Annotated in this window: 1 protein-coding gene; it reads left to right on the top strand. The window is 69.7% G+C overall.

Annotated elements, in window-relative coordinates; all coding sequences use genetic code 11:
- The first annotated feature begins 95 nt into the window (after positions 1–95).
- The gene (locus SD37_RS10980; protein WP_145926599.1) at positions 96–13,262 is read left to right on the top strand and encodes a type I polyketide synthase; all 13,167 of its coding nucleotides are present in this window, start codon (positions 96–98) and stop codon (positions 13,260–13,262) included.
- Positions 13,263–13,265: the final 3 nt, after the last annotated feature.

Below are 13,265 nucleotides of genomic sequence, written 5' to 3' on the forward strand. Positions count from 1 at the left end.
CCATCCCGAGGGGAAGTTCCACTGCCCGGTAACCGGATGGTGTGAGGGGATGGTTAGGGGGGTGAGTTCTCTCGTTTCCGGGTGAGGCTGGGACGGTGCTACGTACCGACTTGATCCGGCCTCTGCCCGAGTTGCTCACGGCGCACGCCTCGGTTTCGGGTGGCAAGGTCGCCTTCCGGGATGCCCGCCATGCGGTCACTTACGCGGAACTGGAGCGGCGGACGCGATGGCTGGCCGGTCACCTGTCCCGGCGGCGGGTGCAGCCAGGGGACCGCGTGGCCATCGTGCTCGGCAATCGCGTGGAGACGGTGGAAAGCTACCTCGCGATCGTCAGGGCGGCCGCGGTCGGCGTGCCGATCAACCCGCGGTCCACCGACGCCGAGCTGGCGTATCTGCTGGACGACAGCGGCGCGCGGATGGTGATCACCAGCGCCGAGCGTGCCGCGCGACTGCGGCGACCCGGACTGGACGTCGTTGTCGTCGACGAGGACTACACCACCCTCACCGGTACCGATCCTGGTGTCCCGGCGCTTGACGACCTCGGTCTCGACGACATCGCTTGGATGCTCTACACCTCCGGGACCACCGGCGCGCCCAAAGGGGTGCTGTCCACTCAGCGCAACTGCCTCTGGTCAGTGGCTGCCTGCTACGTGCCCGTGCCGGGGCTGACCGGCGCCGATCGTGTCCTGTGGCCGCTGCCGCTGTTCCACAGCTTGTCCCATATCGCTTGCGTGCTGGCCGTCACCGCGGTCGGCGCGAGTGCCCGAATAGTCGACGGATATTCGGCGGCCGACGTACTCGACGCGGTGAGCTCGGACCGGTCGACCTACCTCGCCGGGGTCCCCGCCCTGTACCACCACCTCGTGCGTGCGGCGCGGGACAAGGGCTTCCGTGCGCCGGAGCTGCGGATGGGCCTGGTCGGCGGCGCGGTCACCACCGCCGCGCTGCGCAACGCGTTCGAGGAAACCTTCGGCGTCCCGCTGCTCGACGCTTACGGCAGCACGGAAACCTGCGGATCCATCACGATCAACTGGCCGACCGGTGCCCGCGTCGAGGGCTCGTGCGGGCTGCCGGTGCCCGGGCTCGGTGTCCGGCTGGTCGACGTCGAAACCGGGACCGACGTCGACGCGGGCGCGGAAGGCGAAGTGTGGGTGCGGGGGCCGAACGTCATGGCCGGCTACCACAATCAGCCGGAGGAGACCGCGGCCGTGCTGAGCGGGGGCTGGTACCACACCGGCGATCTGGCCCGCCGCGACGAGGACGGCTACTTCACCGTCACCGGCCGCATCAAAGAGCTGATCATCCGGGCCGGGGAGAACATCCACCCGACCGAGGTGGAGAACGTCATCCGGACCGTGCCCGGGGTCGCGGACGCCGCCGTCGTCGGCAAACCGCACGGCGTCCTCGGCGAGGTTCCGGTCGCGTTCGTGGTGCCCGGCGAGGGCGGGTTCGACCCGGACGAGCTCCTGGCAGTCTGTCGCGAGCGGTTGTCGTCCTTCAAAGTGCCCGAGGAGCTGTACGAGATCGACCGCGTCCCGCGCACGGCGTCCGGTAAAACGACCCGGCACGCGCTGCTGGACAAGCCCGCCAGGCTGCGCGCTTGCGGTGGTGACCACTACGAGTCCCTGTTCCGGGTCGACTGGGTGCCGGTGACCGCCGGGTCGGCGGCCGTCGATCCCGGTGAAGTGGTGTGGTGCCCGCCGGTACCGGAGCTGTCCGGCGCCGCGATCGCGCGGAGCGTCGACGAGCTGCGGGCGCGGATGGAGAGGGCGGACGGACGGCTGACCGTGGTCACGCGGGGTCCGGAGCACGCCGCGCTGCGGGGTCTCGTCCGCAGCGCACAGGCGGATCGGTTCGTGCTGGTCGACCTCGAACCCGGGACCGAGACACTACCGCCGCTCGTTCGTGGCGAGCCGGAACTAGCGGTGCGGTCGGGCGTGCTGCTGGCGCCGCGGCTGGTGCGGGTTTCGGTGGGGGAGGAGCCCGCACCTTGGCGCGCGGTGGCGATCACTGGCGCCGACGACGAATTGGCCACCGTCCTGGCCCGACATCTGGTGACCGGGCATGGGCTTCGTGACCTGCGGCTGATCGGCCCGGGGCTGGCCGCGTCCCGGACCAGGCTGGCCGATCTGGGGGCCGCTGTCTCCTGGTCGGCGGACCGGGCGGCGCTGTCCGGAGTGTCCGCCGTGCTCCACCTGCCTTCCGGCGATCTCGAATCCACTGTGGACGAAGTGCTCGAGCTCGACGCGCTGACCGGAACGGCCGAGCTGGTCGTCTTTTCCTCGCTCGACGGCGTTCCAGGCGAGTCGGCGTTCCTGGAAGCGGTCATCCACGCGCGGGGCGGGCGGGGGATGGTGCTGGCGTCGGGTACCCCGCGGCTTCCGGCGCAACGGCTCATGGCGATGTTCGACGGCGCACGCGCGACGGATCAGGTCTCCGCCGTGATCACCGATCTCGACACCTCGGCTCTCGATGAGGTTCCGCCGCTGTTCAGGGGCCTCGTCGACACGGTCGCGCCCGCGACGGAACAGGTGCGGTTGACCGGCCTCGGCGTGGAGGAGCAGCATCGTCTGCTGCTCGAACTTGTGCGTACCGAAGCCGCGAAGGTGCGCAATCGCGCCGGGCTCGCCACGCCCGGTCGCGAGCCCACGTTCACGAGTCTCGGATTCACCTCGGCTTCCGCCGTCGCCTTGCGCAACCGGCTCGCCGCGGCCACCGGACTGGATCTGCCGGCGACGATCGCCTTCGACCACCCGACACCGTCCGCTCTCGCCAGACGGCTCCACTCCGACCTCACTGGTGAGCGGGCCGAGCCTGCCGTGGCGCGACCGGTGCCCTCGACGAACGAGCCGATCGCGATCGTGTCGCTCGCCTGCCGGTTCCCGGGCGGTGTGGCGTCGCCTGAAGATCTGTGGCGTCTGGTGGCCGACGGTGTCGACGCGATCTCTGCTTTTCCGGCCGATCGCGGCTGGGAAGCTGGAAGTTACGCTCGCGAAGGCGGGTTTCTTCCCGACGCGGCCGATTTCGACGCCGAATTGTTCGGAGTCAGCCCGCGTGAGGCGCTGGCGATGGACCCGCAGCAGCGGCTGCTGCTCGAGACGTCGTGGGAGCTCCTCGAACGCGCGGGACTCGATCCCTTGTCGTTGCGTGGCAGCGACACCGGCGTCTTCACCGGGGTGATGCACCGGGACTACCTCAGCAGGCCCGGGTCGCCGCCCGAGGACGTCGAGGGCTACCTCAGCACGGGCAACGCCGGGAGCGTCGCGTCGGGCCGGGTGGCCTACACGTTCGGCTTGGAAGGGCCGGCCATCACCGTGGACACGGCGTGTTCGTCGTCGCTGGTGGCGATGCACCTCGCGGTGCAGTCGCTGCGCCGTGGCGAGTGCTCGCTGGCGCTGGCCGGCGGCGTGACGGTCATGTCGACCCCGGAGAGTTTCGTGGAGTTCGCGCGCCAGGGCGCGCTCGCGCCGGACGGCCGGTGTAAATCCTTCGCCGCCGCGGCCGACGGCACGGCCTGGTCCGAGGGCGTCGGTGTGGTGCTGCTCGAAAAACTCTCCGTCGCGAGGGAACTCGGACATCCGGTGCTGGCGGTGGTGCGAGGCTCGGCGGTCAACCAGGACGGCGCTTCGAACGGTCTGACCGCGCCCAGCGGGCCCGCGCAGCAACGGGTCATCCTGTCCGCGCTCGCCGACGCCGGGCTGACGCTTTCGGACATCGACGCCGTCGACGCGCATGGCACCGGCACCCGGCTCGGCGATCCGATCGAGGCGCAGGCCTTGCAGTCGACCTACGGCCACGATCGCGACCGTCCACTGTGGCTTGGCTCGGTGAAGTCCAACATCGGCCACACGCAGGCCGCCGCAGGGATCGCCGGCGTGATCAAGATGGTGCAGTCGATGCGCCACGGCGTTCTCCCGAAGACCTTGCACGTCGATACCCCCACCGCGGAGGTCGACTGGTCGTCCGGCGGCGTGGAACTGTTGACAGAGTCGCGTGAGTGGCCAGGACCGCGCCGCGCGGGCGTGTCCTCCTTCGGTGTGTCCGGTACCAACGCCCATCTCATCCTGGAGTCGGCCGACGAAGCCGAGCGATCCAGCGGGGAAGACGATTCCGCAGGGCCTTGGCCGGTGATGCTGTCGGGGGCGAGCGCCGAGGCGGTGCGAGCGCAAGCGCGGCGACTGAAGGAGTTCGTCGAGACGCGTCCGGAGGTGAAGGTCGCGGACCTCGCCCGCTCGCTGGTCGAAACCCGGGCGCTGCTGCCGAGCCGGGCCGTGTGCGTGGCCGGATCGATCGGGGAACTGACGGAGAAGCTGGAGGCCTGTGATGTGGGTTCTGCAGATGTGGTGGGCCGAGTGGTGTGTGTATTCCCTGGTCAGGGGGCGCAATGGGCGGGAATGGGCCGGGCACTCCTCGACTCCAGTCCCGTGTTCCGGGACTCGATGCTCGAATGCTCCCGGGCGCTCGAACGACTCGTCGACTGGGATCTGCGGGAGGTGCTCGCGGACGAGGTGATGCTCGCGCGCGTCGACGTGGTGCAGCCGGCGTCGTTCGCGGTGATGGTGTCCCTGGCCGCGGTATGGCGCTCGCTCGGCGTCGAGCCCGGTGCCGTGGCCGGACACAGCCAGGGTGAGATCGCCGCCGCCCACGTCGCCGGGATCCTCACGCTCGACGACGCGCTGCGGATCGTGGTGCGCCGTTCCGCGATCATCGCCCGTGAACTGGCGGGACACGGCGGGATGATGTCGGTGTCCGCCTCGGAGACCCGGGTGCGTGAGCTGCTCGCGGACACCGTCTCCCTCGCCGCGGTGAACGGCCCCGAATCCGTTGTCGTGTCCGGAGAACCGGAGGCGCTGGCAACTCTTGCGGAAAACTGTGCGGCGCTCGGGATACGCACCCGTGCGATTCCGGTCGACTACGCTTCCCACAGCCCGCATGTCGACGCCGTCCACGACGAACTTCTCCAGGCGCTGGCCGACGTCCGCCCCACGGCGGGAACGGTGCCGCTCTACTCCACAGTGGACGGACGATGGGCCGACGGCGCGGGAATGGACGCCGGGTACTGGTATCGCAATCTGCGGCAGCCGGTCGGTTTCGCGTCGGCCATCCGGGCCCTCGCGGACGAGGGCTACGACACTTTCGTGGAAGTCAGCCCGCATCCCGTCCTCACTACCGCCATCGAGGACATCGTCGGCGACGCCACGGTCGTCACCGGAACGCTGCGACGCGACGACGGCGACTGGGCGAGGGTGCTGACCTCCGCCGCCCGGCTCCACGTCCGTGGCGTCCCCGTCCGCTGGAAACTCGGCAATGGACCTCGAATCGACCTGCCGACTTACCCCTTCCAGCGCCGGCGCTATTGGCTGGAGCTCACCGGCCGGACCGCGACCGGGCATCCGTTCGCCGACTCCGTGGTCGGCTTGGCCGGTGACGGCGAGGACGTGGTCGTCACTGGTTCCGTCTCGTTGTCCGGTCATCCGTGGCTGGCCGACCACATAGTGGCTGGCGTAGTCGTCTTTCCCGGCACCGCCTGGGTCGATCTGGTCATCCGGGCGGGCGACGAGGCCGGGCGGCCGGTGATCGACGACCTCGTCATCGAGGCCCCGCTCGTGGTGCCGGACAACGACGAGGTCGAGCTGCAGGTGCGGGTCGGCACAGACGGCTCGTTCACCGCGTACGCGAGGGTCGCGGGCGGATCCTGGGGCCGCCACGCGACGGGATCCTTGTCCGCCGACGCTCGTTCCACCGAAGGACTCGAACAGTGGCCCCCCGCCGGAGCCGTTCCCCTTGACGTACAGGACTTCTACGAACGCCAGGCGGACGCGGGTTACGAGTACGGTCCCGCGTTCCAAGGGCTGCGAACGGTCTGGAAGCGGGGCGAGGAGATCTTCGCCGAGGTCGAGCTGACCGGTCAGGCGTCCGGATTCGGTCTGCATCCCGCGCTGTTCGACGCCGCTCTGCACGCGTCCGTTCTCTGCGCGGGGCAACGCTCGCACGGAGTCCTGCTGCCGTTCGCCTGGACAGGGGTCTCCCTGCACGCCACGGGTGCGTCCGCGCTGCGGGTGCGGGCCGTCCCGGTCGGGCAAGCGGAGGTCTCGCTGCTGATGACCGACCACAGTGGACAGATCGTCGCCGTGGTCGAGTCGCTCCGGCTCAGGCCGGTCACCGACGGACAGCTGCGCGTGGCGACGGGGGCGGGATTGTTCCGCTCGGAGTGGACACCTCTTTCGCTGCCGAGCACGGTCGCGGACTTCGTGACCCTCGACCTCACCGGCGAACCCGATGACGCTCGTGGGATCACCGCCCGGGTCCTGGCGGCGCTGCAAGACGACGAAGGCCCGCTGGCGGTGCTCACCCGTGGCGGTGTCGACGCCGAACCCGCGCAGGCCGCGGCATGGGGACTGGTTCGTTCGGCACAGTCGGAAAACCCGGGCCGCCACTTCCTCATCGACCTCGACGAGGATCCGGCGTCCTTGGCGATGGTGCCGACCGTGGTCGCGTCCGGCGAACCGCAGACCATGGTGCGGGGCGGCGTGGTGTCGGTGCACCGGCTCGCTCGCGCGGCCGAGCGCGCCTGGCGCTGGGAGGTGGCGGACACCGGACTCGCCGTCGTGCCGTCGCCGGAGGCGCTGGAACCGTTGTCCGCCGGGCAGGTGCGGGTTGGTGTGCGGGCGGCCGGGCTGAACTTCCGTGACGTCATGGTGGCGCTCGACATGGTGCCGGGCCAGTCGGGGATCGGCGGCGAAGGCGCCGGAGTCGTGCTGGAGGTCGCGCCCGACGTGGTGGGATTGGCGGCGGGTGACCGGGTGATGGGCACCTTCGACCGGTCCTTCGGCGCTTTCGGGCCGGTGGCGGTCACCGACCGGCGTCTGCTGGTCAAGGTGCCGGACGGCTGGACGTTCGAGCGGGCCGCGTCGATCCCGGTCGCGTTCCTCACCGCCTGGTACGGGCTACGGGACCTGGCCCGCGCCGAACCGGGGGAGCGCGTGCTGATCCACGCGGCCGCCGGTGGCGTCGGGATGGCCGCGGTCAAGCTGGCCCGTGGGTTCGGTCTCGAAGTGTTCGGCACCGCGAGTCCGAAGAAATGGGACGTGCTGCGGGAACTCGGTCTCGACGACGAGCATCTCGCGTCGTCGCGGACCCTGGAGTTCGCGGACCGGTTCCCGCCGGTCGACATCGTGCTGAACTCGCTCACCGGTGACTTCGTGACGGCTTCGCTGCAGATGCTCGCGCCCGGCGGCCGATTCCTCGAACTGGGGAAGACCGATCTCAGGGAAGGGATACCGGGTTACCGTGCCTACGATCTGCGCGAGCCCGGACCGGATCGCGCGCAGGAACTGCTGGCCGAACTGACCGACATGTTCGAGCGCGGCGAGCTCTCTCCGCTACCGGTGACGAGCATGCCCGCCCGGCAGGCGCCGGCGGCGTTCCGGCACCTCGCCCAGGCCCGGCACGTCGGCAAGGTCGTCCTGACCATGCCGGGTGACCTCGGCTCCGGCACGGTGCTGATCACCGGCGCGGGCACCTTGGGCGCACTCATCGCGCGGCACCTGGTGGCCGAACACGGAATCCGGCGCCTCGTCCTCACCAGCAGGCGCGGACCGGACGAGCTGGTCGCGGAGCTTGCCGAGAGGGGCGCCGAGGTCCGTGTCGTCGCTTGCGACGCCGCCGATCGCGACGCGCTCGCTGCCGTTCTTGCGACCATTCCCGATCTCACCGCCGTGGTGCACACCGCGGGGGTGCTCGACGACGGAGTGATCTCCGCGCTGACCCCGGACCGGTTCGACACCGTCTTCCGGCCGAAGGTCGACGCCGCGTGGAACCTGCACGAGCTGACCAAGGAACTGGACCTCGCCGCGTTCGTCCTGTTCTCGTCGGCCGCGGGGGTGCTGGGGAATCCGGGACAGGGCAACTACGCGGCGGCGAACGCGTACCTCGACGGCTTGGCGAGGTACCGGCACTCGCTCGGCTTGCCCGCGGTGTCGCTGGCCTGGGGCCTGTGGGCGACGCCCAGCGGGTTGACGGGACGGCTCGGCAAGGGCGATCTCGAACGCACCAGACGTGGTGGGATGGGCGCCCTGTCCGACGAAGAGGGCCTGCGCCTTTTCGACGCCGCGCTGCGCTCCGTCGAACCCGTGCTGCTGCCCGCCAAACTCGACCTCCGGCCCGGTCGTACCCGGCGAGCCTCGGCGGACCGGCCGCAGGCGACCGGGATCGTGTCCCGGCTCGCCGGTATGTCCACAGTGGAGCAAGAGGCGCTGCTGCTGGAACTCGTGCGGACGCATGCGGCGACCGTGCTGGGACACGTCGCCGCCGAGGCGGTCGATCAGCGGCGGCCGTTCAAGGAAGCCGGATTCGACTCGTTGACGGCCGTCGAACTGCGGAACCGGCTGAACGCCGAAACCGGCCTGAAACTGTCGGCGACCGTGGTCTTCGACCATCCGAACCCGGTCGCGCTGGCCGAACTGCTGCGCCGGGAACTGACCGGTGAATCCGTGGTCCCGAAGCCTCCCGTCAGTGCCTCGGTCTCCGAGGAGCCGGTGGCGATCGTGGCGATGGGTTGTCGTTTTCCGGGTGGGGTGGGTGGTCCGGAGGATTTGTGGGAGCTGGTCTTCCGGGGTGGTGACGCGGTCGGAGGTTTCCCATCGGATCGCGGCTGGGACCCTGAGGCGGTGGGCCGGTGTTCGGCGCGTGAGGGTGCGTTCTTGGAGGATGTGGCGGGGTTCGATGCCGCGTTCTTCGGGATCAGTCCGCGTGAGGCGGTGGCGATGGATCCGCAGCAGCGGCTGTTGCTGGAAACCTCGTGGGAGGTGTTCGAGCGGGCGGGGATCGATCCGGAGTCGTTGCGCGGCAGCGATACCGGGGTCTTCACCGGCGTGATCACCCATGACTACGCGACGCTCTTGCGTGAAGCCACCGATGACTCCGAGGGCTATCTCACGACCGGCGTCTCCGCAGGAGTCGTTTCGGGCCGGGTGGCTTATACGTTCGGTTTCGAGGGGCCGGCGTTGACGGTGGATACGGCGTGTTCGTCGTCGTTGGTGGCGATGCATCTCGCGGCTCAGTCGTTGCGGCGGGGTGAATGCTCGCTGGCACTCGCCGGTGGGGTGACGGTGATGGCGACACCCAGGCTGCTGGTGGACTTCAGCCGCCAGGGCGGGCTCGCATCCGATGGCCGGTGTAAGGCGTTCGCGGGTGCGGCGGACGGGACCGGGTTCAGCGAAGGCGTAGGTCTGGTCCTGCTGGAACGGCTGTCGGACGCCCAACGCCACGGGCATCCGATCTTGGCGGTGGTGCGCGGCTCCGCGGTGAACTCCGACGGCGCCTCCAACGGCCTGACCGCACCCAACGGACCCGCCCAGCAACGCGTCATCCACGCCGCCCTCGCCGACGCCGGACTGGCTCCCGCCGATATCGACCTGGTCGAAGCACACGGCACGGGGACCCGGCTGGGTGACCCGATCGAGGCCCAAGCGATCCTCGCGACCTATGGCCAGGACCGGGAGAACCCGGTCTGGCTGGGCTCGGTGAAATCCAACATCGGCCACACCCAGGGCGCCGCCGGGATCGCCGGAGTCATCAAAACCGTCCTCGCCATGCGCCACGGTGTCCTCCCGAAAACCCTGCACATCGACACCCCCACCCCCGAGGTCGACTGGACCGCTGGCAAGACTGCCTTGCTCACCGAACACCAGGACTGGCCCGAACCCCGCCGAGCAGGCGTCTCCTCGTTCGGGATCTCCGGCACCAACGCCCACCTCATCCTCGAACACCACTCCCAGAAGTCCACAGTGGACAACGCTCCGGGCACGTGGCCAGTGGTCGTGAGTGCACGCACCGAAACCGCATTCCACGACCAAGCAACCCAACTGGCCAGGCATCTGCGGGCACATCCCGAAATCGAGGTCGCCTCGGTCGCACGAACCCTGCTGAGCCGCGCCCGATTCGCGCATCGCGCCGTCACGGTCGCCGCGGATCGCGGCGAACTCATCGCCGCCCTGGAGAACCTGGCCCCGGTCGCCGCCGGTGGCAAGACCGCGTTCGTGTTCAGCGGGCAGGGCACTCAGCGGACCGGCATGGGTCGCGAACTCCACGAGACCTATCCGGTCTTCCGCGACACATTCGACGAAATCTGCGAACACTTCGATCTCCCCTTGCGGGACATCGGGTCCGATCAGCTCGACGAAACCCAGTATGCGCAGGCCGGACTGTTCGCCCTTGAGACGGCTCTCTTCCGCCTACTCGAATCCTTCGGCCTCCGTCCCGACTTCGTCGCCGGGCACTCCATCGGCGAGATCACCGCGGCACATATCGCCGGTGCACTGTCCTTAGAGGACGCTTGTGCTCTCGTCGCCGCACGAGGCACACTCATGCAGGCCCTTCCTGAAGGCGGGGCGATGGTCGCCATCGCCGTGGCGGAGCACGAAATCGCAGCGGCACTCGACGACAAGGTGAGCCTCGCGGCGGTCAACGGACCTACCTCGGTCGTGATCTCCGGCGAGGAGAAGGCCGTCCTGGCCGTCGCGGGCCAGTTCGCCGAGCGCGGCCACCGGACCCGGCGATTGCGGGTGAGCCATGCCTTCCATTCATCCTTGATGGATCCCATTCTCGACGAATTCGCCACCGCGCTGAAAGACCTCCGTTTCACACAGCCGGAAATCCCGCTGATCTCCACGGTGACCGGCGAACTCCTGACCGAGCACGGCGCCGAGTACTGGGCCGGGCAGATCCGGCGGCCGGTGCGATTCCACGACGCGGTCACGGCGTTGCGTGAGCTCGGGGTCACGACGGTGCTGGAGATCGGCCCCGACGCCGCCCTCAGCACCATGGTCGACGGGGCCGTGCCCGTGCTGCGCCGCGACCGGACCGAAAAGCGGGCGATGCTGGAGGCCTTGGCGGCCACCGGCCTCCCCGTGCGGTGGGATCGGACCTTCGACGGTAAGGCCGGAATCGTCGATCTGCCCACGTACGCCTTCCAGCACGAACGCTACTGGCCGGCGGCCGCGGCGCCCGCGGGATCGATCGGGCTGGGGCACCCGCTGCTGGGCGCGATGCTGGACTTGCCCGGCACCGAGGAACTGGTGTTCATCGGTTCCCTCTCGCGGGACAGACAGCCGTGGCTGGCCGACCACGTCCTGCGAGACCTGGTGGTCGTCCCGGGTACCGCGTTGCTGGAGCTGGTGATGCGAGCGGCGGAGAGCGCCGGCTGCGAACGTGTCGACGAGCTGACCAACGAGGCCCCGTTGTCGCTGTCGGACGGCGGTGTCCAGGTACAGGTCACCGTCGGCAGGGCCGACGAGAACGGCAGGCGCGCGGTGGCCGTCCACTCACGTCCGGAAGCCGGGCAGGCCGACTGGACCCGGCATGTCGAGGGAATGCTCGCCCCGGACGCGATGCCGCCCACTGCCGGGTTCGCCGAATGGCCGCCGGACGGAGCGGTTTCCCTAGACGTCAGCGGGTTCTACGACAACCTGTGCGACAAGGGCTACGGCTACGGTCCCGCCTTCCGGTGTCTGCGGGCCGCCTGGCGGCGAGAGGGCGAGATCTTCGTCGAGGTCGCCTTGCCCGACGAGGACGAGGATCGGTTCGCGGTGCATCCGGCCCTGCTGGACGCCGTATTGCAGGCCATCAGCCTCGGCGGCTTCGAAGACAAGGCGGAAGACCAGCTCCGGGTGCCGTTCGCCTGGCGGGGGATCCAGGTCTGGTCCACCGGCGCGACCAGGTTGCGCGCGCGCCTGACGGCGGACGGAAACGGCGGGGTGTCCGTCGGACTCGCCGACGAGACCGGGACACTGGTCGCGGAAATCGAGTCCTTGCAGTCGCGTCCGGTGCCCGACGCGCAATGGGGCACGGGCGGTCGGCTGTTCGAGGTCGAATGGGTGCGAGCGGAGCGCGGTCACGGAGATCCCGGATTCGTTGTCTGCGAAGCCGGCGAGGGAGAGGCGCGCGAAGCGGTCTCCCGGGTGCTCGAATTCTTGCGGACCGCCGACGCGCGGAAGCTCCTGGTGGTGACCCGAGGCCAGGTCGGACCGGACGGCGGCGATCCGGTGGGACACGCCGTCTGGGGGCTGGTGCGCGCCGCGCAGAGAGAGGATCCGGGGCGGATCGTGCTCGCGGACCTGGACTTGGACGCCGCACTCGGACTCGTGCCCGCGAACGAGCCGGAGGTCGTGATCCGCGATGGCGAGGTCTTCGTGCCGAAGCTCCGGCAGGTGACCGGACGGCGGACTGTCTTGGAGCCGGACGGCACGGTCCTGGTCACCGGCGGCACCGGTGCGCTCGGCCAGGCCGTCGCCCGGCATCTGAGCGAGGTGCAAGGGGTACGCAATCTCCTGCTGCTCAGCCGTTCCGGTGGCACGACCGACCTGCGGGGCGCGCGCGTGGTGGCCTGCGATGTCGCGGACCGGGATGCGCTGGCCGCCGTCCTCGACGAGATCCCCGCCGGACAACCGCTGACCGGAGTGGTGCATGCCGCCGGACTGCTCGACGACGGCGTGATCGGGTCGCTGCGGGAAGACCGGCTGGAGACCGTGTTCGCGCCCAAGGTCGACGGGGCGATCAACCTGCACGAGCTCACCCGCGACCTGTCCTTTTTTATCCTGTTCTCCTCGATCGCCGGGACCTTGGGCAACGCCGGGCAAGGCAGTTACGCGGCGGCGAACGGTTTCCTCGACGGCCTCGCCCGGCAGCGGCACGCCGAAGGGCTCCCGGCGACTTCGCTGGCTTGGGGACCCTGGGACATCGGCATGGCCGCGGGACAGCCGTCCCGTGGCGAGCTGAAGCCTTTGGCCACCGCCGAGGCGCTGGCCTTGTTCGACCTCGCCATCGGATCGGGGCAACCGATGCTGATCCCGGCCCGGCTGGAGCAGGGAACGCCGTCGAAACCCCGCCGGGCGAAGTCTCGCCTCGTCCTTGATGGCGATCCACGCCGCAAGGTGCTCGAACTCGTGCTCGCCGAGGCGGTCTCCGTCGTGCGCTCCGGAAAGGACACCTTGAAAGCGGACCAGGCGTTCCGGGAGGTCGGGTTCGATTCGCTCACCGCGGTCGAACTGCGCAATCGCCTGGTGGCGGTCACCGGCGCGAGGCTGCCCGCCACAGTCGTCTTCGACCATCCGACGCCACAGGCACTCGCGCTTCGCGTCCATGCGGAGCTGTTCCCCGAGGCAGTGGCCGCCGAAATTCCGGTGAGCAGAGAGCCCGACTTCGACTCGATGGACGCGGCCGAATTGGTGCGGCAGGCGAGGACTTCCGATGGCAACCTCTGAAGA

It is taken from the genome of Amycolatopsis orientalis, from assembly GCF_000943515.2.
Lineage (GTDB): Bacteria > Actinomycetota > Actinomycetes > Mycobacteriales > Pseudonocardiaceae > Amycolatopsis > Amycolatopsis orientalis.